The organism is Candidatus Bathyarchaeota archaeon (genome assembly GCA_026014745.1).
Taxonomy (GTDB): Archaea; Thermoproteota; Bathyarchaeia; order Bathyarchaeales; family Bathycorpusculaceae; genus Bathycorpusculum.
The window spans coordinates 349,903-371,708 of record JAOZHS010000001.1 but is presented as its reverse complement, the minus strand read 5'-3'; the positions used below and the strand labels follow the sequence as shown (position 1 = coordinate 371,708).

31 protein-coding genes and 2 pseudogenes are annotated in these 21,806 nt (G+C 47.7%); 14 read left to right on the top strand and 19 right to left on the bottom strand.

The features are described from left to right. Window positions 1-107: 107 nt before the first annotated feature. From NWE92_02065 to NWE92_02045, 5 genes are all read left to right on the top strand, one after another. The gene (locus tag NWE92_02065) at window positions 108-341 is read left to right on the top strand and encodes a 30S ribosomal protein S17e (protein MCW4028416.1); all 234 of its coding nucleotides are present in this window, start codon (window positions 108-110) and stop codon (window positions 339-341) included. Window positions 342-346: 5 nt separating this feature from the next. Beyond that, the gene (locus NWE92_02060; GenBank protein MCW4028415.1) at window positions 347-736 is read left to right on the top strand and encodes a hypothetical protein; all 390 of its coding nucleotides are present in this window, start codon (window positions 347-349) and stop codon (window positions 734-736) included. Between the two features lie 83 nt (window positions 737-819). Further along, a complete protein-coding gene (locus NWE92_02055; protein MCW4028414.1) occupies window positions 820-2,190 on the top strand; it encodes a glycerate kinase in 1,371 nt (456 codons plus the stop codon). 17 nt (window positions 2,191-2,207) lie between these two features. Continuing rightward, window positions 2,208-2,492, top strand: a complete 285-nt coding sequence (locus NWE92_02050) for a MoaD/ThiS family protein (GenBank protein MCW4028413.1) — start codon at window positions 2,208-2,210, stop codon at window positions 2,490-2,492. A gap of 1 nt (window position 2,493) precedes the next feature. Beyond that, window positions 2,494-3,267, top strand: a complete 774-nt coding sequence (locus NWE92_02045) for an S-adenosyl-l-methionine hydroxide adenosyltransferase family protein (protein ID MCW4028412.1) — start codon at window positions 2,494-2,496, stop codon at window positions 3,265-3,267. Here the strand turns inward: NWE92_02045 and NWE92_02040 are convergent. From NWE92_02040 to NWE92_02025, 4 genes and pseudogenes are all read right to left on the bottom strand, one after another. Continuing rightward, a complete protein-coding gene (locus NWE92_02040) occupies window positions 3,256-4,233 on the bottom strand; it encodes a DUF354 domain-containing protein (protein MCW4028411.1) in 978 nt (325 codons plus the stop codon). The two genes, NWE92_02045 and NWE92_02040, sit on opposite strands and share 12 nt — an antisense overlap. Window positions 4,234-4,334: 101 nt before the next feature. Further along, window positions 4,335-4,424, bottom strand: a pseudogene (locus tag NWE92_02035) (N-acetyltransferase). A 78-nt stretch (window positions 4,425-4,502) separates the two neighbouring features. Further along, window positions 4,503-4,706: pseudogene (locus NWE92_02030) on the bottom strand (hypothetical protein). Window positions 4,707-5,178: 472 nt separating this feature from the next. Further along, the gene (locus NWE92_02025) at window positions 5,179-5,337 is read right to left on the bottom strand and encodes a ribbon-helix-helix domain-containing protein (protein ID MCW4028410.1); all 159 of its coding nucleotides are present in this window, start codon (window positions 5,335-5,337) and stop codon (window positions 5,179-5,181) included. Between the two features lie 154 nt (window positions 5,338-5,491). Here NWE92_02025 and NWE92_02020 point away from each other — a divergent pair, with 154 nt between their 5' ends. The 4 genes from NWE92_02020 (at window position 5,492) to fen (ending at window position 8,502) form a co-directional block, all read left to right on the top strand. Continuing rightward, window positions 5,492-5,644, top strand: a complete 153-nt coding sequence (locus tag NWE92_02020; GenBank protein MCW4028409.1) for a hypothetical protein — start codon at window positions 5,492-5,494, stop codon at window positions 5,642-5,644. Between the two features lie 238 nt (window positions 5,645-5,882). Beyond that, window positions 5,883-6,455: a C39 family peptidase gene (locus NWE92_02015; protein MCW4028408.1), complete on the top strand. Its 573-nt coding sequence runs from the start codon at window positions 5,883-5,885 to the stop codon at window positions 6,453-6,455. Continuing rightward, the gene (locus NWE92_02010) at window positions 6,448-7,395 is read left to right on the top strand and encodes a hypothetical protein (protein MCW4028407.1); all 948 of its coding nucleotides are present in this window, start codon (window positions 6,448-6,450) and stop codon (window positions 7,393-7,395) included. Before NWE92_02015 ends, NWE92_02010 begins: the two co-directional genes overlap by 8 nt. Window positions 7,396-7,473: 78 nt before the next feature. After that, complete coding sequence (gene fen / locus NWE92_02005) at window positions 7,474-8,502, top strand: flap endonuclease-1 (protein MCW4028406.1); 1,029 nt, start codon at window positions 7,474-7,476, stop codon at window positions 8,500-8,502. A gap of 3 nt (window positions 8,503-8,505) precedes the next feature. Here the strand turns inward: fen and NWE92_02000 are convergent, their stop codons facing one another. Together NWE92_02000 and glmS are read right to left on the bottom strand one after the other, a co-directional pair. Then, entirely contained in the window at window positions 8,506-8,649 is a 144-nt protein-coding gene (locus NWE92_02000; protein MCW4028405.1) for a hypothetical protein, read from the bottom strand. Window positions 8,650-8,701: 52 nt separating this feature from the next. Beyond that, window positions 8,702-10,531 (bottom strand): glutamine--fructose-6-phosphate transaminase (isomerizing), encoded by a 1,830-nt coding sequence (gene glmS, locus NWE92_01995; GenBank protein ID MCW4028404.1) that lies wholly within the window; start codon window positions 10,529-10,531, stop codon window positions 8,702-8,704. Between the two features lie 212 nt (window positions 10,532-10,743). On the opposite strand from glmS, the gene NWE92_01990 reads away from it, so the two are divergent. Continuing rightward, window positions 10,744-11,706 carry a helix-turn-helix domain-containing protein gene (locus NWE92_01990; GenBank protein MCW4028403.1) on the top strand — a complete coding sequence of 321 codons (963 nt, stop codon included), beginning with the start codon at window positions 10,744-10,746 and terminating at the stop codon, window positions 11,704-11,706. After that, window positions 11,707-12,141, top strand: a complete 435-nt coding sequence (locus tag NWE92_01985; protein ID MCW4028402.1) for a DUF371 domain-containing protein — start codon at window positions 11,707-11,709, stop codon at window positions 12,139-12,141. It abuts the gene before it with no gap. A gap of 7 nt (window positions 12,142-12,148) precedes the next feature. On the opposite strand, the gene NWE92_01980 is transcribed toward NWE92_01985, so the two are convergent. The 4 genes from NWE92_01980 to NWE92_01965 form a co-directional block, all read right to left on the bottom strand. Next, complete coding sequence (locus tag NWE92_01980; GenBank protein MCW4028401.1) at window positions 12,149-12,322, bottom strand: hypothetical protein; 174 nt, start codon at window positions 12,320-12,322, stop codon at window positions 12,149-12,151. A gap of 18 nt (window positions 12,323-12,340) precedes the next feature. Then, window positions 12,341-12,580, bottom strand: a complete 240-nt coding sequence (locus NWE92_01975; protein MCW4028400.1) for a hypothetical protein — start codon at window positions 12,578-12,580, stop codon at window positions 12,341-12,343. Window positions 12,581-12,774: 194 nt separating this feature from the next. Further along, window positions 12,775-13,026 (bottom strand): hypothetical protein, encoded by a 252-nt coding sequence (locus tag NWE92_01970; GenBank protein MCW4028399.1) that lies wholly within the window; start codon window positions 13,024-13,026, stop codon window positions 12,775-12,777. A gap of 1 nt (window position 13,027) precedes the next feature. Further along, on the bottom strand, window positions 13,028-13,708 hold the full coding sequence (locus tag NWE92_01965; protein ID MCW4028398.1) for a phosphatase PAP2 family protein: 681 nt from the start codon (window positions 13,706-13,708) through the stop codon (window positions 13,028-13,030). A 196-nt stretch (window positions 13,709-13,904) separates the two neighbouring features. On the opposite strand from NWE92_01965, the gene NWE92_01960 reads away from it, so the two are divergent. Next, on the top strand, window positions 13,905-14,378 hold the full coding sequence (locus tag NWE92_01960; GenBank protein ID MCW4028397.1) for a hypothetical protein: 474 nt from the start codon (window positions 13,905-13,907) through the stop codon (window positions 14,376-14,378). Window positions 14,379-14,417: 39 nt separating this feature from the next. On the opposite strand, the gene NWE92_01955 is transcribed toward NWE92_01960, so the two are convergent. From NWE92_01955 to NWE92_01935, 5 genes are all read right to left on the bottom strand, one after another. Further along, complete coding sequence (locus NWE92_01955) at window positions 14,418-15,467, bottom strand: flippase-like domain-containing protein (protein MCW4028396.1); 1,050 nt, start codon at window positions 15,465-15,467, stop codon at window positions 14,418-14,420. Next, entirely contained in the window at window positions 15,451-16,041 is a 591-nt protein-coding gene (locus NWE92_01950) for a VTT domain-containing protein (GenBank protein MCW4028395.1), read from the bottom strand. Before NWE92_01950 ends, NWE92_01955 begins: the two co-directional genes overlap by 17 nt. An 85-nt stretch (window positions 16,042-16,126) precedes the next feature. Then, on the bottom strand, window positions 16,127-17,197 hold the full coding sequence (locus tag NWE92_01945) for a class I SAM-dependent methyltransferase family protein (GenBank protein ID MCW4028394.1): 1,071 nt from the start codon (window positions 17,195-17,197) through the stop codon (window positions 16,127-16,129). A gap of 2 nt (window positions 17,198-17,199) precedes the next feature. Next, window positions 17,200-18,240: an RNA 3'-terminal phosphate cyclase gene (rtcA, locus tag NWE92_01940; GenBank protein MCW4028393.1), complete on the bottom strand. Its 1,041-nt coding sequence runs from the start codon at window positions 18,238-18,240 to the stop codon at window positions 17,200-17,202. A gap of 39 nt (window positions 18,241-18,279) precedes the next feature. Beyond that, window positions 18,280-19,044 carry a hypothetical protein gene (locus tag NWE92_01935; protein MCW4028392.1) on the bottom strand — a complete coding sequence of 255 codons (765 nt, stop codon included), beginning with the start codon at window positions 19,042-19,044 and terminating at the stop codon, window positions 18,280-18,282. 128 nt (window positions 19,045-19,172) lie between these two features. Between NWE92_01935 and NWE92_01930 the strand changes: the two genes are divergently transcribed. Beyond that, the gene (locus NWE92_01930) at window positions 19,173-19,616 is read left to right on the top strand and encodes a hypothetical protein (GenBank protein MCW4028391.1); all 444 of its coding nucleotides are present in this window, start codon (window positions 19,173-19,175) and stop codon (window positions 19,614-19,616) included. On the opposite strand, the gene NWE92_01925 is transcribed toward NWE92_01930, so the two are convergent. Genes NWE92_01925 through NWE92_01915 form a run of 3 tightly spaced genes read right to left on the bottom strand, consistent with a single transcriptional unit; the run spans window position 19,613 to window position 20,973 of the window. Next, complete coding sequence (locus NWE92_01925) at window positions 19,613-20,158, bottom strand: flavodoxin family protein (GenBank protein MCW4028390.1); 546 nt, start codon at window positions 20,156-20,158, stop codon at window positions 19,613-19,615. The two genes, NWE92_01930 and NWE92_01925, sit on opposite strands and share 4 nt — an antisense overlap. Before the next feature lie 46 nt (window positions 20,159-20,204). Continuing rightward, complete coding sequence (locus tag NWE92_01920) at window positions 20,205-20,483, bottom strand: acylphosphatase (protein ID MCW4028389.1); 279 nt, start codon at window positions 20,481-20,483, stop codon at window positions 20,205-20,207. A gap of 28 nt (window positions 20,484-20,511) precedes the next feature. Then, entirely contained in the window at window positions 20,512-20,973 is a 462-nt protein-coding gene (locus NWE92_01915; protein MCW4028388.1) for a DNA-3-methyladenine glycosylase I, read from the bottom strand. Window positions 20,974-21,118: 145 nt separating this feature from the next. Between NWE92_01915 and NWE92_01910 the strand changes: the two genes are divergently transcribed. Next, a complete protein-coding gene (locus NWE92_01910; protein ID MCW4028387.1) occupies window positions 21,119-21,475 on the top strand; it encodes a hypothetical protein in 357 nt (118 codons plus the stop codon). On the opposite strand, the gene NWE92_01905 is transcribed toward NWE92_01910, so the two are convergent. After that, on the bottom strand, window positions 21,462-21,794 hold the full coding sequence (locus NWE92_01905; protein MCW4028386.1) for an arcadin 1: 333 nt from the start codon (window positions 21,792-21,794) through the stop codon (window positions 21,462-21,464). The genes NWE92_01910 and NWE92_01905 overlap by 14 nt on opposite strands. Window positions 21,795-21,806 lie beyond the last annotated feature (12 nt).

Sequence of the window (21,806 nt, the reverse complement as noted above, 5' to 3'; positions counted from 1 at the left end):
AAATTGTGGGGTTGAGGCGCAAACTTAAATTAAGGCTCCTATCTATTGAGAGTTGCTCCTACGTTTTTAAACGGTCGGAGAAAGCAAGTTAACTTGGAGGAATAATCCTGGGAAAAGTAAAAACTGAACAGATAAAACACCTCGGCAAAGAACTGATGGAAAAGTTTCCAAACAAATTCAACACTAACTTTGATGACAATAAACGCTTAGTCGACCAACTAACACAAGGCACCACAACACGCGTACGCAACAAAACCGCTGGTTATATCACACGCACCATTGCACTCGCAAAAGCTCAAAACGCCGATGATGATGTAGACATCGAAGAAGTTGCCGAATAAACAGTTTGGGAAAATACCTCATGATGGATGAGTACCGAAAAGGGTGGGCAATTAGGTATCTTCGGGAAGCCAAAGCCGAATTAGAAGCGGCAAGAAAAATACCCTACATGGCACCAAACCTTGTTTTAGAAGCCATAAGAAAAGCCCGAAACGCCATCTACTACAGTCTAGGTGAACCCGCCTTCATCGAGATACTCATCCGTGAAGAAATCACAAAGAACCCCGCAACCAACGATTCTGTACTACGGTTTCTCATGGAAATCGAAACCATAGTACAACAGATTTCACAACTCGAAGAAGTCAACGGGGACGCCATGATGAAACAGGCTGATTCCATTGTGTCAATCGCCACCGACATCGTGGAAACCCTCACACAAGAAAGATTCGAAAGCTAACAAGCTTTTTTGTTTTTCAATTTACTAAACAATTATTAGCGATAGTTCACTTTTTCATCGTCAGGATAAAGCGGGTTGTTTTGGTGCTGATAAAAAACAAGCAGGCACTAATCGAAAACGGCGAAAAATCAAGCCTAAGAAGAGCCCGCAGCTTAGCCCTCGACAGCATACAAATCGCTATAAACGCTGTAGACCCCAAAAAGCTGGTTGCAGCACAACTTACCCTAAAAGAAAACCATCTGCAAGTGCACGGGCACAGTTTTGATTTAGCCCAGTTCTATCACATATATGTGGTTGGCGGGGGAAAAGCATCAGGACAAATGGCAGAGGCAATAGAGGCAGTTTTAGGTGACGGATTGACCGAGGGGGTAGTTAACGTACCCTACGGAGACCCCAGCCGAACAGAAAAAATACGGCTTCAACCAGCAAGCCACCCCCTACCTGACCAAGCCGGAGTCGAAGGAGCCAAACAAATGCTCAAATTAGCCGAAAAAGCAACCGAAAACGATTTGGTCATATGCCTAATCTCGGGCGGTGGCTCTAGCCTCCTGTGCTGCCCACGCAACGGCATCAGCCTAAAAGATAAACAAGAACTCACGTCCGCCTTACTCAGAAGCGGAGCCACAATAAACGAGATAAATTCTGTTAGGAAGCATCTTTCAGGCTTCAAGGGCGGCTGGCTTGCCAAAAAAGCATACCCCGCCACAATAATAAGCATCATTCTTTCTGATGTGGTCGGGGACCCATTGGATGTCATCGCGTCGGGACCTACCGTGGCTGATGTTACAACGTTTGCTGACGCCAAAAGCGTTTTAGAGAAATACGAGTTATGGACAAACCTGTCTGATTCGGTTCGAAAAGTGATTATGAACGGCATAAAGGGACATATCGCTGAGACGCCAAAGCCCGCTGACCCTGCCTTTGAGCGAGTTTTTAATGTTGTTTTGGGCAATAATCGAACTGCCTGCCTTGCCGCCAAAGAACATCTAGAAAGGGAAGGGGTAGACACGGTTTTGTTGACTTCGACTATAGAGGGGGAAGCCAAATGTGTCGGCAATATCCTGTCCGCCATAGCCAGAGAAGTTCTTGCTTCAGGTAACCCTAAACCTAAACCCGTAGCCATTATAGCTGGCGGAGAAACAACCGTTAAAGTCACAGGCAGCGGCAAAGGAGGACGCAACCAAGAACTCGCTTTGTCCGCGGCGCAAAAACTTGACATTGAGGGGGCAGTGGTTGTTTGTGTGGGCACTGATGGCGTGGATGGCCCCACAGATGCTGCTGGAGCAATCGCTGACTCTTCAACACTCAAACGAGCGGCAACCGCAGGGTTAAATCCAAGGGAGTTTTTGGCAGCAAACGACTCCTACCACTTCTTCGCCGCGCTAGGAGACCTCGTGTTTACGGGGCAAACCGGAACCAACGTTAACGATATAGCTATAATCATCGTCCTCTAAAGGTAGCGTAGATAAATATGACTATCACCGTGAAATTTGTCGGTGCCCTGCGTCATCTTTCAGGCAAAACCCAATTCACACTTAACCTTCCAGCAGACGCCACAATCAAAGATGCTGTTGAAGAAATCTGCCGACAACTCCCCAACGTAAAACACGTATTCAGTGACCAAACCCTAAACAGCGCCCAATCCAACAGTCTAGTCCTTGTCAACGGGAAAGAAATCAGCGTACTGGCAGGTTACCAAACGAAGCTACGTGACGGCGACGAAGTCGTGTTTGTCCCTGTAGTTCATGGTGGATAATTTGATTACGTTGACAACGGATTTTGGGTTAAAAGACCCCTATGTAGCCGAAATGAAAGGCGTCATCTTATCCCTAAACCAAAACGCCGTGCTTATCGACATAACTCATGAAGTCGCTAAATTTGATGTCCGAGAGGCGGCCTTCGCGTTGGCTTCAGCGGCTCCCTATTTTCCCGCGGGCACGGTGCATTTGGGGGTAGTTGATCCGGGGGTAGGCACCGCTCGACGGGGCATTGTGGTGGAGACGCAGCGGGGGTTTTTTGTGGGACCCGACAACGGCATTTTGATGCTTGCAGCCCAGCAGCAAGGCATCAAACATGTCTATGAGTTAGTTAACCCAAAGTTTAGGCGGGCTGAAGTGTCAGGTACGTTTCATGGGCGAGACATATTCGCACCAGCTGCAGCCTACTTGGATTTGGGCGTGAAGTCTTCGGAGTTTGGACCCGAAGTGACTGACCCCAAAACGCCCACATTTGCCAACGTAACTCAGAAAGATGGCGGTTGGGCGGGTGAGGTGCTGCATGTGGATGGGTTTGGCAACATCATCACCAACCTTCAACCCAAACAGCTTCCCCAAACCCAAACAATAACCCTAAAAATAGCCGACCTAAACCTAACGCTTCCCTTTGTAAAAACCTACGGCGACACCGAACCCCAAACCGCAATCGCATTAATTGGCAGTCACGGCTTTTTAGAAGTCGCACTAAATCAGGGTAGTGCCGCAGAAAAATTCCAAGCTAAGCCGGGAAGCCGAGTTGAAGTGTTATCGGTTTAGGGTTTGGGCAACTTTTGTGATGACATCAACAGGGTTCTCTAATGCCGCAAGCTTGTCTGAAACGTCGAACCGTTTGCCCAACAGCGCTTTTGCGTAGCGCATTACGCCGTGTTCGGTGGTTATGTAGAAGGGGAATCCTTTTTTGACGAGGTAGGTGTTGACGTTGGTGTTTGCCATATCTGAGGTAGCGATGCTTGGTACGCCTTGCAGGGCGGCTTCGCGGGAGATAGTGCCGCCGTAACTGACAACTAAGTCGGCGTTTGCCACTAAACTTGCGGAGTCTTCAAAGTTTGCTTTTTCTCCAAACACATCGCCCGTGGAGCCGTATCTTTCGAGTAAATGCACGTCTCCGAGTTTTCGGAGCTGTTCTGCTAGGGTTTGGGCGTTGTCTTGTTTGTTTGTGGCGTAGGCGGCTTTGGTTTCGACTTGTCGCAGAACGATAAGGGGTTTGGTTTTGGCTGTTTTTTTGGGTTTGAAGTTTTTGATCCATGCGACTTCGTCTACGCCGCTGAATTGGATGATGTTTTGGGCGCCATATTTTTTTGGGAAGCTTTGGGGTAGGGCTTTGGAGATGACGACGGTGTGGGCGTAGGGGAGGGTTAGTCGGTTGACGGCGTATGCGTGGGGGGTGTCGGCGGTTGTGATTATGGGGATGCCCAAGCCGAAGGCGACGCGGCAGAGTTCGACGGATTGGTGGGCGATGGCGACGTCGGGTTTTTGGTTGCCAAACATTTGGGAGAATTCGATTATGCGGTTGGCGCTTTCTATGAGTCGGGATGCGAGGGTGCTGGGGCTGTATTTGCCCACGACTACGGGGTTTTCGCCGAGAAGTTTTGCGAGCGGAACCGTATCAGGGTGTTCACGTGTGGTGAAAACAAATTCGTGGCCTTCTGCGCGGAGGCGTTTGCCGATGGCGGCTCCGTAGCGGATTTGTTTGCCCGTGCAGGCGTCATACCAGACTTTCATGGCTGCACCCGTTGCTGCTCTAGGAACTCTTTGCGTTTGGTTTGGAATTGTTGTAGGGTCATTACTTTTTTTGCTGGGCAGCCTGCCACGACGGTTTGGGCTGGGACGTTTTTGGTTACGACGCTGCCGCCTCCGACGACGGCTTTTTCTCCGACGACCACGCCGGGAAGGATGGTTACGCCGCCTCCAATCGCCGCGTCGTTTTGGATGGTGGGTGGGGTCATGTAGGTGCTTTTGGGGTATTTGTCGTTTAGGAGGCTGCTGTTGGGGGCGATGAACACGTTGTCGCCAAGGACGCATCCGTTGCTTATGGTTACGTGGGCTTGGATGTTGCAGTTTTTACCTATGGACACATTTTTGCCGAGATCCACGAAGCTGCCGATGATGGTTCCGTCACCGATTTTTGTGCCGTCGCCGATGACGACGTAATTCCAGATGGCGGTGCCCTCACCGATCTGCACGTTTGCGCCCATGATGATGCCGACGCCGCGTTTTTGAGTTTGCATACTTTTCCATTCATGCTTCAGATTTAAAAAGTTTGACACCAAACACGCCAACCAGACAGATAGATGACCCCTCCCCGCCCTAATTTGAAACGGGGATTTCTACTGTTTTCCAACATACTAATGCGCTTGTTTTCAACCAATACGACCCTACCCCTCTTAGGGTTCTGCATAGAGTTTCTAATAGGCTCCAAATATGCCCACCGACCTACCCTCCCCCTATAGGTTTCAACATAGAACCACTAATAGGATCCTAATAGACGCCAAATAGGTTCGTTGACCGCAAAAGAACAGCAATGATTTCACAATGCAAGTGGGCACTAGCATGGCCCAAACAAACAGGAAACCACCCGTCACGCAACGGAAAAGCCATAGGCTGCCTATAAGGAATCTTCACAAACAAAAAACCAAATAAAAAAGACCATTTTTGACGCAGTAAGCGTTAGAATTTGATTTCTTCTTTGTCGATTAATTCTTTGACTTTGTGGAGGGAGTATTGGACTGCGTGGCTGCGGTCGGCGAAGTGTCCTTGCTTGACTTGTTCGTCTATCCAGTGGATTGTTTCGGGGGAGACTGTGACTGTGAGCTTTACTTTTACCATTTTGAATCGTTAGCCTATTGTTGCCGCCATGTTTAGGGCTTATCTGCATAAATAGGGTTAAAGCAGTAAAAATAAGGTAAAATAAGCAAATGTTATATTGAAGAAAAAACAAAACAAAGCAAAAGTGCACAAAACAAAAACCAAGGCCGCCAACATGACCCACCAAAAAACCTACAACGTCACCCACCTAACAACCCAACAACGCCACCAACTATTCATCGACTGCCTCAACCAAGAAGGCTTCACCGCCTTCATAAAAAACCAAACCAACCAACAAACCCACTACACCTTCCAATACAAAACCTAAAAACCAGCCCAAACAACCCGCCAAAAAAACCCCACAAACAAAAAACAACATAAAAGCCATGAAACAGGCGATACATTGCTAGAACCAAAAGACGTATGATTACACCAAGAGCGTGGGATACGATTTAGCCATTTGTCAGAATTCAGGAACATTTACCTTCGATAGTATTTGCATCATTTTATATACGCAGTCCTAACAAATAATGTGCTACTTTGATTCATAAACGAAGGAAACGGCTTTGGCTAGACTTGAGGTAAAACACTTTCACCAACCAGAAGACCTGTATTGCACCCCAACTTGTCTCAAAATGTGTTTAGATGCCGTTTGCAAAAAGCATAAAATAAAAGGTCTAAAGGTTTTTACGCTCAGCAAGATTGCAAAGATAACGAAGACCACCCCTATTGACGGAACCCCGCCTAGAGCCGTAGAATTTATGAATTCACATTTACTAAAAGCTAGACCTAGTTTAAAGTTCATTTATCATGAAGGATCAAAGTTTCCTGAAATAGAGAAAGAGTTGAACAAGAAGCAACTTCCAGTAATTGTATTCCTAAATCCGAAGGAAAAACCTCCAAAAGGAACAACCAAATTTATGCACGCTGTCGTGATAGTAGAGTATGATTCGGTCAATCGCATTGTCTATTTTGATGACCCACTAGAGGATAAAGAAGAAACCGCAATTCAAAGCCTAGATGTTGGAACATTTGTGAGACGATGGGAATGGGAAACAAAATGGGTGCAAATTTTATTAGGTAAAGACCAAACTTACATATCAGGGTATTTAGAACAAGGAGGGCCCGAAATTGAGTAATCCAGAGCAAGCAATAGCATTCTATGCTTCGCTAAATTATGGCCACGTAATATTAGTGGACCCTCCGATCCATGACGAACAAGAAAATGTATATATTTCAAACTTAAGGTCTGATTATCCTCTTTATATTAGAAATGAGAAACCGCCCCAAACAAGAACGCTCCATATTTTCGAAATTGACCGCTTAGGACAAATAACCTCAGATCAAGATGGAAAAATAATAAAGAATCGTACAACAACTCGAGATGAATGTATCAAAAATATTCAATCATTCTTTGAGTTATGGAAGAAAAGAACTGAGGAAATAGTTGTTTACGCGACATCTGACGGGCTTGTTCAACTCCTTAAATGGAACCCTTTTCTTGCACCAATTAAAGAGATAGTATCTGAACTCTGGGAATATGAGGGCATTAGCGAATTTGAAATCAATTATTGCCGTAACAAGAATAGACGGCATAAAACCCAACTTTATTTATCATTACTTGAAGGGCTGAAGATAGTAAGAAAACAAGAGGATGGGTACATAGAGGGCAACACGACGGTCATCGCCAGAAAGGAAGCTGAGGGAGACAAGAACTATTTCAGCGACCTTTTGGTTTCCACAATTCTCAAAGAACGCTATTCAACTTTGCGAGACATTTTCGGTGTAAGGATACTTGGGCCGATTATTCGAATTGAAAACTGTATCTACATGCCCGAAATAGAGACGGATAATCAAGTTTACCGAAGCATTGATTCCATAAGTAAGGAGTTTAAACAGAATTACAACCGACCGATAAATAAGGATGTGCTACGGCGGGATCTTGAGGCACTTGTAGAATATAATTTAATTGAACAAGACGGTAAGCACTTTCATGGAAAAGATGACCTCAGACATAGAATGATAGAAAAACAGAAGGAAATCGATTCAGTAAATAGCGCTCTTTTGGCTAGAGCATAAAGTACCCGACGCTCTGGTTAGTTTTTTCGTAATGCTCTTTAGTTTGTTTTTTTCCTAACCTATGTGTGGTGCCCTGTTTTGGGTGTTAACTTCAAAGACCTTATCCCGAAAACTCCTGTTAAACTCGAAGACCTTTCAGGCAAAATCATAGCCATAGACGCCTACAACACGATTTACCAGTTCCTAAGTATCATTCGTCAACCTGACGGCACCCCGCTCAAGAACAGCCGCGAGGAAATAACCAGCCACCTCTCAGGACTCTTCTACCGCACCAGCAACCTCGTCGAACTCGGCTTAAAACCAGTCTTTGTTTTCGACGGCAAAGCCCCCGAACTCAAAGCCAAAGAAGTCGAGCGACGCCACCAAATCAAGGCTGAGGCTACCGTGAAGTATGCGGAAGCTAAAGCCAGCGGTGACCAAGAAAAAATGCGTCAATTCGCGTCTATGACGGCGACCCTCAAGCCCTACATGGTGCCTGAGAGCAAGCGGCTGCTGGATTTGATGGGGTTGCCTTGGGTTGCGGCGCCCAGTGAAGGCGAAGCCCAAGCTGCCCACATGAATCGCACGGGGCACGCGGATTATTGTGCCAGCCAAGACTACGACAGCCTCCTATTTGGCGCACCCAAGTTGCTACGTAATGTCACTATCTCGGGGCGGCGCAGACGCGGCAAAGCCTTTATCGAAGTGGTTCCTGAAGTCATCGAACTCAAAAAGGCGCTCACAGATTGCGAGTTAACCTATGAGCAACTAATCGATGTCGGCATCCTTATCGGCACTGACTTTAACCCCGATGGCATCGAAGGTGTCGGACCTAAAACCGCGCTAAAACTCATCCGCCAACACGGCACACTCGAAAAAGCCCTACCCTTCATCAAAAACGCATCTTTTCCCTGCGAACCCCAACTAATCCGCCAAGAATTCCTCCACCCCCAAGTCACCGACAACTACACACTCCAATGGAAAGAACCCAACGAGGCAGGCATCGTCGAATTCATGTGCGGCGAAAAAGAATTCGGCGAAGAACGCGTCAAAAAATCCCTAGAACGCATGACCGCGGGCAGCAAGAAACAGAAAAGCAAAGTTTCACTCGAAAAATGGTTCGGCTAAAGGTTAATCGATGAATTTTTGGCACATGCAGCCTTTTATGGTGCACCTTTGCCCCTGTTCATGGGTGGCTTTTGGGTGTCCACAATTGGCGCAGCATCGGGGGATGTACACGTTTAAGATGACGGCTTTGGAAGGCAGGTTGCTCATAAAATAAGCAAGAGGTAAGGGGCCTAAAAGGTGTTGCCTAAAGGGGAGAGGGTTACTTGACGGTAACCGATTTGGCGAGGTTGCGGGGCATGTCGGGGTTGTAGCCCTTCTCCAACGCCGTATAATACGCCAACAACTGCAGAGGCACAGCATAGGGAATCGGTGAGAGCACGCCCGGGATGCCTTTGGGGACTTCGATGTAGTCATCGGATAATTCTTTGATTTCTTTGTCGCCCTCCTCGACGATGGCGATGATGTGGGCGCCGCGGGCTTTCATCTCCATAATGTTCCCAATCACGGTTCGGTGAGTTTCATCCCGAGGACAAATGAACACGACAGGGAAACCCGCTTCGATGAGGCTAATGGGACCATGCTTGCTCTCGCCAGCAGGGAACGCTATACTGGGGATATAGGCGATTTCCATGAGTTTGAGTCTGCCTTCAAAGGCGGTGGCGGTGCTTATGCCTCTGCCCAAGAAGAAGAACACTTTGGCGTCCACGTATTTTTTGGCGATGGCTTTGATTTTTTCCTCCTGCGTCCGCACAATAGTATCCACGATGTCGGGGAGTTGGTCAAGTTTCTCCGCAAGCTCATCCATCTCGTCTTGACTGATTTTACCCCGCTTCTTAGACAACTTCAACGCCAACTGCGCAAGCACAGAGAGTTGGGAGGTGAAGGTTTTGGTTGCAGCCACCCCAATCTCAGGCCCCGCCTGCGTACCAATATAGACACGCGAAACCCGAGTCAGGGTGGATCCGATGACGTTGGTTAAACTCAAAATCGTGGCGGCACGTTGCTGAGCACAACTCACGGCGGCTATGGTGTCCGCGGTTTCGCCGGATTGACTAACAGCTAGTAGGGTGCTGTCGATGTTGACGGATTTGCCGCATTGCTCCACAAACTCAGACGCATACACCGGATAAGTCGGCAAAAACGCCAATTTAGAGAACATGTAAGATGCGGCTAGGCAGGCGTGGTAGCTGGTTCCGCAAGCCACCAAAAACACCTCGTTTGCCCGATCTAAAAAGGTAGTAAGCAAATCAAGATAGTGATCTTGAATGCGCAACGTGTTGCGGAGGGTTTCGGGTTGTTCATGGATTTCTTTAATCATAAAATGCGGATAACCCTGCTTCACCGCCATCTCCGCAGTCCACTCGATAGTTATTGGTTCCCGAGTGATGGGGCTGTTGTCACTGATTTTGCGGATTTCATAACCCTCAGCATTGAGGATAACAAGTTCACCATTGTTAATCATCACAGCTTTGTTAGTCACGGAGAGAAACGCGGGGATGTCACTGGCGCAAAACACGCCCTTGTGATTGATGCCTAACACGAGGGGGCTTTCGTTTCGGGCACAGATAATTTTGTCCGGTTCCCGAGTGGAAACAATCGCAAAGGCATATGAGCCTTCAATGCGTTTGAGACTCTCCAGCACGGCTTGGGTGAGGGTGAGTTGGGGGTTTTGTTTTTGGATTTCCTCGATAAGGTGCGCCATGACTTCGGTGTCGGTTTTTGAGACAAATGTGTGGCCAAGGTTGGTTAATTCGGCTTTAAGTTCAAGAAAGTTTTCGATGATGCCGTTGTGGACGACGGCGATTTCGCCGGTGCAGTCGGTGTGGGGGTGACTGTTAACTTGCAGGGGTGCGCCATGGGTTGCCCATCGGGTGTGGCCGATGCCGATTTGCCCAGGTAAATCGTCGAGGTCGAGGAGTTTGTGGACCTCATCGATTTTGCCTTGATCTTTTTTTAGGTACAGTTTGCCATCGGAGATGGTGACGATGCCGACGGAGTCGTAGCCGCGGTATTCGAGATGTTTTAGACAAGAATGAATCAGTGGAGCAGCGTTGCCGTCTTTTAATACACAACCAAATATTCCGCACATTGTTTTTTGCCTCGATTAATGCAAGATTTATGTTCAGGTATTGGAAATGGTGCATGGTTTTTAAGGATTTTTAACATTTTATTTGGATGCCCAAAATTTTTTTGTAAGGGTCGGGTCAATTCTGATGGGACGTATTGAATCTCAATACACCCAACACACAACCGTTACAAAAAATTTTTTAATACCGTACGCCCATACCATCCTGAAGCCCCATGGACAAAAAAATGCTCCTCCAAGAAAACAACAACACCCAAGAAATAAAAGAAATCACAATCCTAAAAGACGCCCAAAAACTCAAAACCATCCTCGGCCCCCTAAGCTGGAAAATCCTCACCATGCTCAGCCAACAAGAAATGTACCCCCTCGAAATCGCCAAAAAACTAGACATCCAAGAACAAAAAGTCTACTACCACATCAAAAAACTCCAAAAAGCAGGCGCCATCGAAATCGCCAAAGAAGAAAAAAAGAAAGGCGCAACCGCCAAATACTACAAAACCACCTCACCCGCCTTCGGCGTCGAATTCCCCCAAGGCTACAAACCCATCCAAAACCGCACCCCCCTAAACATCAGCAAACCACTCCAAACCTTCTTCAAAGAATTCATCCAAGACACCACCTTCAACGGCAAAATCGTAGTCGGCAGCCCCCAACCACACGGCCCCTTCAAAACCAGCGCCCGAGACGGCCACTACGCAGCACACTTAGCCCTGTTTTTGGGGCAATTCACGCGCACCCCCGAAGAGTTCGCGGTTAAGCTAGACGTGGACGTGAAGGCGGAAAAAGAAGAAAAAAACAACCTACTCCTCGTCGGTGGTCCGGGCACCAACCTGCTCACGCAGGAAATCAACGAATACTTGCCCATCAAATTTATAATGCAAACCTCCCCGCAGGGATTTCTCTTAGGCGGGTTAGCGTCTAAGAAGTCGTCGCAGATTTTCACCTCCGACGTCACAGGCGTCATAGCCAAAATCGTGAACCCATGGGATGAGACTAAACGTATCATCGTGTTAGCAGGCAACAAGGCTGTTGGAACTAAAGCCTGCGTGATTGCGTTGACGAATTTTTGGAAAACTACCCTGCAGAAGTATAAAGGAGAGGACACCTTTGCGGTGGTTATTCAGGGGTTTGATTTGGATGGCGACGGCAAGGTTGATTCAATTGAGGTTCGCGAATAATTGAAGCATGTTACTGAGGTTGTCTGGGCACAGGGACACCCAAACATCCAAGCCATACATCCCACTACGCTTATGCTCACCAAAGACACCCACCTCACCCCAACAGGAGACTGCATAGTCGCGGTGGCAGCAGAGAAAGCCGCAGCCGATTTAAGCCCCCAATTCAAGCAAGCCCTGCAATCGCCAAACGCCAAGCTCACCATCCAAATCGAAGCAGACGACATAACAGAGCAAATCAACGCTTCAGGTTCTCCCAAGCTACAATTAACGCATCCCTCTGATTTGGTAGTTCGCCGAAGCAGCTTCATCTGCAACCGCACACTGGCAATATGCGCCGACAGGGCATCTAATGATTTGCCCCGAGAATTTGTAGAGAAACTCAAAAACCCCAAGCAGAGAGTCAAAGTTACCTTTGTGGCTTCAGCGGATTTTTAGTTGTGGGTCAGGTTTCACGAGAGAGCACGTAGTAGGTTGATAGCCCCGAAAGTAGGGTCAAAACGGCTAAGGCGGCAATTGCAAGCGGGTGACAGTTAAGCAGGTACCCCAGCGTCATCAACAAGATGAACAGCGTCAACAAAACAATCAGGGCAAGTGTCCATGCAATAACTTTCTTCATAAAATCACCCGCGGGAGCTTAAGGTGCGGATGGAATTATTTCTTGGAAACGGCGCACTGGATATCGCATAATCCGATGCATTAGGTAGAATAGAAAGATAGCCATGGCTGCGGCGGGGAGCCCCAGAAAAATAATGGTGTGGACATCCAACGTAAGGAGGAAGATGAAGAATAAGGCTATGAATATGCCTGCTAACAGGACTAGACCTTCAGGGTGCTCGACGGAATATTTGAGGGGGAATTCGGTTTTTTGTCGCATACCAACCACACCAGTGTAGGTGTAGCAGCGGGGTTATAGCCCTACCAATTAGAGTCCTAACTCTAAGGTATAGAGTTAAACCAAAACACCGATTACCCGCCTTACCGCAGACAACTAAGAGCCAAAGGTAGGCACCAAACCTGAAAAGAACCATTTTTAACGCATTAATTTTGCTCTAAAAATCATTTGGGTGGTTAAGGGTCGAGGGCTAAGTGGAAAAGTCTACGAAACGCCCTAATCAAAAACCGCAAACCCAAATGCAACACATAAAGTAAGACACCCAGCACAATCAGCCCCACGCCTAAAAATCGCACAAAATTTGTTGTTTGAGCATCAACCGCCGCAGTAAAAATAGAGATAAACGCAAAGAACATTCCACCTAAAATCATGAGAGCTTCAGGATGCTCAATAGTGTATTCGAAGGCTGCTTCTATTTGCTCACGCATTTTAGTCACTCCTCACTATGCGGTTACTGGGGGTTATAGCTCTACCATATAGAGCAGCAAATCTAAGACGCAGAGTAGACAGCGTTGGGGAGAAACGCCGTTCCCAAATCTGCTTGTCTTGTAAGTAATGCAAGATTAGAATTGTAGTCGCAATCAAAAACAACGCCAAAAAAGGCGCAGCGACCACGTCAGTAAACCAATGGGCATTCAAGTATAGCCGATTATACCCAACCAGCACTGCCAGCGACGGTGTGAGGACAGCTAAACCGATTTTCAAGGGTGTTTTATGGGTTCGCCATGCCAGATAAGTTAGCAAACCCAAAAAGACAAGAGTACTTGTCAGGTGTCCACTTGGAAAGGAAAAACTGTCTTCCAAGATTAAACTATTCAAGGGTCTAGGTGAATCCACCAAGGTTTTTAAGAGCACAAGTAAAAACGCGTCTAAGCCCATTCCGCCTAAAAGCAAAAACCCATCCCAAGAGCGACCTCTATAGAGCAAGACACAGAAGAACAGAAAACTAACACCAAACAGCACTGTTGTATCAAAACAGCTAGAGATAATCTCTGAAGGCTGCGTTAAGGCGCCTGTGTTTATGCTTGCTGCCCACGAATTTATTGTCAGATTGAATCCACTGAAGAGGTTTCGTGTAATGGCGATTAGCACAAAACAGCAAAGAGACAACAACAAAACGGGAATCCAATAGTTTATTTGTTTTGTTGGGTGCAGATTTTTAGTGGGCAAGTTTTTTTCACGCAGAGAGCGGTGTGGCTTGCGTGTTATAGCTCTACCATATAGAGCCTCAACTCTAAGACATAGAGTCATATCCATTTTTTCGGTGTTCTCCTAAAAAACAAAGTAGACAAGCGGAGGTTAGGAAGTGGCGAAGAGCAGGGGAATAAACACAGACATACAGGCACCGCGAACCAAACTACTCTACCTCATCTATTCAACGCCTCACAGCCGCATCAGAGCCCTTCCCGGAGTAAAATCGCAGATCTCCACAGCATTAGGCTACAAGTCCGATGGACACTTCCATCACGACTGGAACTATCTTGTCGCCTCAGCAATGATAGAGGAAAAAGAAGGCTACTTCTCAGTAACAGAGTTGGGTAAAAAAGAGTTCACACTCCAGTCCACCGCATCTAAGAGCAATGCAGGCATAGTCATACTCGGCATATCCCTAATCGTATTCACCCTATTGCTGGAATGGGGGGTGGTACCCATAGAGGGGATAGCCGTGTTTGGGTTTGGGCTGATATTCTTTGGAGCCTTCTTCTCGATATTAAACCGGCAAAACAAACCCGAACTGCCCCTAAAAGCCAAAGTGCTCATAAAACAACTAAAATCATAGTACTTGACTCATCAAAACCGCTTTGAGCTCAATGCACTTTTAGGTTTCTTTGACCTCAGGGGCAGTTTTTTGGCGATGAAAGCGATTAAGGAGACTGTCGCTTGTTTTTAGCAAAGGAGGCAACCCGACAAGGTCCGTGGTAACAGCAATTAAACGAACCAGCAAAGAGAAGGTTACTGCAAAAGGAAGAATCACTTCTGGCTGTGCACTTATCCCTGTGAGTAAAAAGACGTAAGCTGCTTCCTGCAAACCCAACCCAGCAAAAGTTATAGGAACATACATGAAAGCCGCCGTTAAAGGCCCCATGAACATGAAATCAACAAGTGAGGGTTCAGTCATGCCCATCGCTTGGGCTAAGATAAAGAGGGATATTCCGCTGAAGAGAACGGAGCCAAGCACGGAAACCACGATGATTTTTATGGATTTGCGCATTGCAGCTTTATCTTTAGAGAATAACACGCGGATGTCTTGGAGTTTTTTGATTGCTCGACCAATCAAGGGCAACTTTGATAGCCGCTGCAAAAAGCCTGAGAAATAGTTGGTCCAAACAAGCACAGTTAAGCCGATGCCGCAGATGAGTAGTATTATGATGCCGACCACTAAGGCGTTAGTTATCGTGGAATCCATAACCGTGGCGGGTATGCGGTACAGGAAGTAGAGTAGGGCAAGCGAGGAGATTATAGCTTTGACGAAAAAGTTGCCTGCACCAACCGCCATAACGCTCATCAGACCCTTTTCTAGCGGTACCGCTTTGAGCTGGTTTAGCAGCACAGGGGTGGCGAAGTAGCCTGACTTGGCGGGGGTTACATCGCTTAAGAGTTGACCGCCGAAGTTGGCAAGCATGGTTGTTTTGAAGGGGGGCGCAGCGTTTGTTGCTTTGAGGGCGCTGTGGAGTCCTATACCGATGGCAAACGAGGAGAGAATAAAGAAAACCACCGAAACCGCGAGTATGGGGATATTTGTGGCGGATAGGATTTGTTGGGCCTGTGCCAAGTCGACGTTTCGGAATAGTAAGTAGAGCAACAGGATGCTGACGGCTACCTGTATGGGTATTATTATGGCGCGTTTCTGTTTAGGCGACAGCTTCATGTTTTTTCCTCAGGATTTTTTCTGTTAGTTTGCCTAGATCAACCTTCAACAGGATAACTGTGAAGACCACCGTCAAGATGATTGAAGACGCTATGGTAACTTCGGGAGTTAGCCACTCGGAGAGCATTTGACCAGTCCAACTGCCTATGAATGCACCTGTGAGGGTAATAATTATTTTTCCCAAAAAATAGGCTAAGAAAAACTTGTAGGGACTATACTTGATTAAGCCAAGCGGAATAACGATGGGGTCATCAGGAATCGGCGTTGACGCGGCGCCGAAGAGGAGCAGAAAAGCCCAGCGGTTAATCTTTTGAGCGCTCGCATTCAACCGTTGCTGTCTTATGGGGCTTAGGCGGTTACTTGCATAAAAGGTAACCATGTAATGCACGCTTTTTGCCAAAGCGGAGCCAAACGCCACCAAACATGCTACCGCAGCTAAAGTTGGCGCATCAGATACTCCTAAAAGGAGGACGGCGTTAGAAGCGATAAACAAGGTTGAGGGGCCAGCAAACGGGATTAGCCCTAAACCAAACGAAGTAAGAAAGAGTGTGATTAACCCAATTACGAGTGACATTTGCAGACAATGAGGGGTTGACGATTATAGCCCTACAGGTTAGAGATACCACTCTAAAGGTTAGAGCCAAAGTCAAACTGAACCGTTAACGGATTTGGGCGTCTAAAACAATCTGCGACTCAAACGGCGCCGTCTCACGAATACTGCGAGCACAAACAAAAGCCTCAACTCTTCTGCCACTCTGCTCAACCAACACGCTAAACCGCCGCTGCAAATTCTCAACCGTGTCAGGCGCACGAACAAACCCATAAAAATGAGCCACACCGCCCGCTGGCTTGATGGCGTTGCAGGCAGCATCAACAAAGTCAATCGCGGTCTCAGGCAGATTCATGATGACGCGGTCAGCTACGCCGTGAAGTTGACTTGCCGCAATGACGCGGGCATCAGCAAGAAGCGGAAACACGCGATTCTCCACTTTGTTTGCCTTCACGTTAACCTTGAGCAGTTCCACGGCGTCGGGGTTAAGGTCTACAGCGTACACGTTCACTTGTGGGTTTTGTTTACCAATCAAAACCGAAAAAGGACCCACCCCAGCAAACAAATCCGCAACCACCTCACCCTTCTGCACCAACCCTGCGACCCGCTCATGCTCGTGGCTAAGCCGCGGCGAAAAGTAGGCTTTGGCGATGTCGACATGGTAGCTGCAGCCAAATTCACGGTGTATGGTTTGGGTTTTGTGTTCACCTGCGAGGTGAGTGTAGTCGCGGACTCGAAAGACGCCACTTATGTCGCCTGCCTTGGCAAGCACGGTGCAGACGCTTCGATGAGTTTGCATAACAGCTTCCCCAATGAGGCTACCGTATGGCTCAAGCGAGGTGGGGATATCGATAACGACGATGTCGCCGATTATGTCAAATGCCTGTGGAACCGCCTCAAGCAACTCGGCGGGAAGTTTGCCTTGTAGCGCTTGGGTGAGGGTTTCGGTGACGGGGCGTTTCTGTGTGAAGTCGCAGGTGGCTACTTCGAAGCGGGGCAAGGCGGTGGTAATTTTTTCGAGTTCAGCGTCGTCGGGTTGCCTGATGATGGGGATGCAAAGGTCGTCGCCGACGTGGCTAACCGCAAGCGTCTTGTCCATGAGGAGAAGTTTGTTGGCTAATGCGATGGCTGTTTCGCCCTGCTGCTTGGCGACTTTTAGGCACACGGCGGTTCTTTGCATGGTTAGTTGCTCTTTTCGATTTTTGAGAGGTGGGTGTTCACTTCGGTTACGTTGAATTTAACCTTTAACATTTCCTCCATAAGCCACAAATTAGAATCAACATGGTCAGAGATTCCCTGTACGATGAAGGCGGATTTGCCCTCGGCAAGCGCCATGTAGGGTATTAGCATGTCCGCCAAGAAAACATCCACCGTCGGATCCGCATCAAGCACCACACAGAGCTTTTGGGCAGCCTCTCTACCGACAGCTTCAGCCATCTTGTGCAACTCACCCAACCCATCGGAGCCAACGCGCACACCCGTGTCGGTCTCTGCCCACAAGGTGATGGAGCTGCCCTTCTGGATGGGATTAGATTGGTCGTTTACAACTTCGATCTGGGAGCTGTAGCCGCATTGGTGTAGCGTGTCGGTTGCGGCTTTGGCTTGGCGCGCGGCAACTTGGCGGTCGGCTAGGAAGGTGCAAACTGAAATGCCCTGTACAGTCAGCAGGTTTCCGAAGTTTTCAAGCCGTAGCGGTTTTAGGTGGGGGTTTGGCTGGACGGTTAAGGTTGCTTCGCCGTTGCCCTTGGGATAGTACCCGTACTTTTGCACGGTGATTTCGGCTTCGACGCCCATGGGTTTTAGCGCTGGCAAAAACACGTTCCGGAGGTAATTGATTGTTGGGGCATGGGTGGTGTCGGTTCCGCCCTTCGCCACATGCAACCGCACAGGGTTCTCTGCGTATAGGCAGATGGGTAAAACGGCGAGCATAAGCATTGGGATGCTCCCAGCGGTTTCAATTACCGCCTCGATGTTGCCGCCTTTGATTTGCTGGGGCGCAAAATAGAGTTCCCGTGACCCTAAGGTGGCTCCTTCGAGTTTAGCGTTGCAGAGCTTTGCCGCCGTCAACACCGCTTCAAGATGCTGATGCTTTAGTCCGGGTTGGGGGCGGTTTTGGCGGATGTTAGTGATGTGGAGTGGTTGCTGCTTGATTGCGGATAGGGCTATGGCTAGGCGTAGGATGGTTCCGCTGCCGCTTTTTTGGCTTCCATCAATCTCAAACATACATGCTGTGTTTAGTAAAAGTGAAATTTAAATTGATTACTAGCCAAAAGCTTGGGTACGACTCTTAAGGAGCATCAGTAATAATCCTATAATAATTGTCGTGAGAACCATAACGACCAGTAAAAAAGTCATCAAGGGCACAGAGACATCTTTATTGTTCGCCAGTGGCTGATTTTCGTTAGTTGACGGCGTTGCTGTTGGGGGAATTGTGGGGGACACCAATTTAGTCGGAACGGGTAATGGAGAGGAAAAACCGCTAGTAATTACTAAAGTTTGAACAGGACTCCATTCGCTTGAACTCATAGGTCTCAAGGCTGGTTTGTAAGTGTAATCATCATGACCATGGTAACGTAACCCATTATCTGGCAAAAAGTTTGGAATCGCGATTTCGCCCATCTTTGCAATAATGGCTTGCACCTGGATATCTATCTCGCTGTTAACGGGGTAGTTTGCGGGTAATGCGAGGGTTGTGTATTCAGAGGTGGATTGAATTGGGCAATCATAAATTGTAAACTTGTATACTGCATCGATTTCACTGTGTGTATAGAGGTCAATCCAGTCGGTTTCATCGTGGTCCTTAACTTGAATATTGTAATACAATGCAGCGTCTTCATCGTCAAGTGCAGTAGGCAGCGGCTGGTTTTTTATCGTAACCACAATGGTGCCTTTATTTACTTCTACGCTGAATTGCGGGACAGACGGGTTAGGTGTCGTTTGGGCAAACACCGGCTTAACTATAACTAAAGTTGAAGCAACAACCAAGAGGGCGATGAAGAAAACAAGCAGGCGTCTGTTTTCTTTCATAATTAGATAGTTTAACTCTCTTTCAATAATAGTTTACTCAACTCAATTTAGGAGTCAAGAGGTTCCGACTTTTTTGGAAAAAAGTAATAAGCCTCTGGGGTTACTTAGGGGTTGAGAGGCAACGCTTGATGAGCAACAACAATAGCATTGATAAAGAGAAACTCGGTGCGCTTTTACAGAAAGTCGACGAACTCACAGCCACCCTAACCAAAGTTGAAAGTGAGTTACGTTCCGTTTCGGCATCATTAAAGTCACTTGCAGTAAGCCAGATTACACAGCCCCAAACAAGCCCAACCCCACCGCCACCTGCAACTAAACCCGCAGCGCCCCCAGCCCCAACGTCGGCGACCTCAAAACTACGTTCACTTGACGACATCCGCATGTCCTTCCCCGAAGAACTCGAAGCCCGATTAAGCTTCGAAGAGAAAGGCGAATACATCATCATTAAACCCAAACAGTTCCTCGGCTCAGAAAACTTCGCCAAAATCGCTTCCGCAGTCCGCGGCATGGGCGGCGAATACATCAGCGCAGGCAAAGACAGCCACTTCAGAGTGCCCAAAAAGAAAGCCTAAACCGTCAACTTTAGATTCTTGCCCAACAGAAACGCATCGTTTAACACCCGTGGTTGGGCTTTGATTTCTGCACGCTCATAAGCTCTGGGAAGCAGTACGCCTGTTAGAGTCATTTCTAGATATTTGAATGACATCTTAAACATGTCCACGGTGACGTTGCAGGCTTCGGCGCCTTCCTCAGAAGGAACCACCAAAACCGCCTGTTTGCCAGCTAGCTTTTTGGAAGCTATATAGGGTCGTAAACGGTCTATGAGCAGCTTCATTTTTGCGGATGGACCGTACCAGTAGAGCGGCGTCCCAAACACGATGACGTCGGCGTCTTCAAGTTTTGGATAAAGCGTTGCCATGTCGTCTTTTAGGGCGCATTGGTGCTTGTCTTGTTTGCAGACGCGGCAGTCTACGCAGGGTTTGGTATCGTAGTCGTAGAGGTAGAGTTTCTCTGTGCCAGAGCCAGTCTGGTTTGCGCCTTCAAGGATACTGCCCACGAGCAGGTCAGTGTTGCTTTGTTTTCGGGGACTACCTACTAAACCAAGAACCTTCACGCCATCCACCGAAAAGTATTATCGCTAACTAAAATTTAAGCAAAAACTAATGGACAATATCAAAACCGTCAAACTCGCCTTGGTAATCTTCGTATGCCACATCTACTTTTTCGACCCTCGCCGAGTAAGGTCCCCGATGGCAGTACTCAACTAACGCGGCGACGTCGGCGGCTTCGCCTTCAAAAACCGCTTCCACCCGCCCATCAGGCAGATTCTTCGCCCAACCCATGACGCCGCGGTTTTTGGCTTGGCGTTTAGTGTTTTGCCTAAAAAATACGCCCTGAACAAATCCTGAAACGTAGATGTGTGCCCTAGTTTTTGCCATGGCTATGTTTGAGTTCACCCTGATTTTATTAATGTTCCCATACGTCGATGTCTTCGCCTACGGAGTAGAGGAAAAGGGTCGCTGAAGAGGGACCAAGCCACTTGAATTTGTTGATTAAGTCTTTTACGATGGCTTGGTAGTTGTCAGTTTTGTCTTGGCTGTCGAGATATTTTTGGAATGAGCCGTAGCGTTTTTTGATAGCGAGGAAGTTTTGGGCATTTTGGATAATGGCTAAGATTTTGCCTTTGTTGCGGATTATGTCGGGGTCTTTGAGTAGGCAGGCGACGTCTTCGGCGGTGAAGGCTGCGACTTTTTGGATGTCAAATTGCATGAAGGCTTCTTTGATGTTGGGCCATTTGTTGTCGATTACTTGCCAGTTTAAGCCTGCTTCAAAAATTACGTGGCTCATGTTCTCAAAGTAGGCTTCGTCGTTTGGCGGTTTGTTTTCGCGATACCACCAACTGGGGGGCTCCCAATGCTGTTCCTGCACATTATTCACCTATAGCGGACGTGTAAGCTGCCGATTTAAGCCGTTGTGACTGAGGAGCCACAACCACAAGGGCGTCACTTTAACTGACCTCTCCACTGAAGCCACAGGTCGCTTGTGCTCTTGACTTAAAAGCGTTTTCTACGGAATGCAAACTGTGATTGTCATGTACAAAGAAGCCTCTGGGAAACTCATGGTTTACGCCTCAACAGGACTACCGAGCACAAAACGCCTCGAATCCGTCCGAGAAGCCGCCAAAGAAACCGCAAAACGGCTCAACTTAGATTTTGAGATGGTACGATTTGAGCGTGCGACTTCACCCATCTACGTCTATTATGAGGAAGGCAAAGGAGGGGAACCTATTCCGCTGTACTGTGATGAAGGTAAAAGGTCGGATTTAGAAGAAATAGGCAGCGCCTTGAGGCACATGATGTTTGTTTTATCGTTTCATCCTAAGCATCCGGCGCTGGCGCAGATGCGTAGTGAGTTGCTTAAACTTTCCTGAAGCGGATGGCTTGGTTCTCTAAGAGGACTTCGTAGACTTGGTTAACGTCGAAGCTTATGCCTAGGCTATCGTATTCATGCTCGGTTAGGAACAGGATTAATTTCGGGGTTGCCAGCTGTTGGCGTTGGGGCAGAAACGGCATCTGTGTCTGAAGCGCCTGCATGATGTCTTGAGCCATTTTTGCTTCGTCAGTTTGGGGTCGCAGCACGTAGGGGTTGACTTCTCGCTCTTCAAGGAGTTCGATTCGTTTTCCTAAGTTACCATCTACGTCACGGGTGGATTCGATTTTGTTGACTCGTACGCGGAACAAGCATTTCACACTCTCCTATCC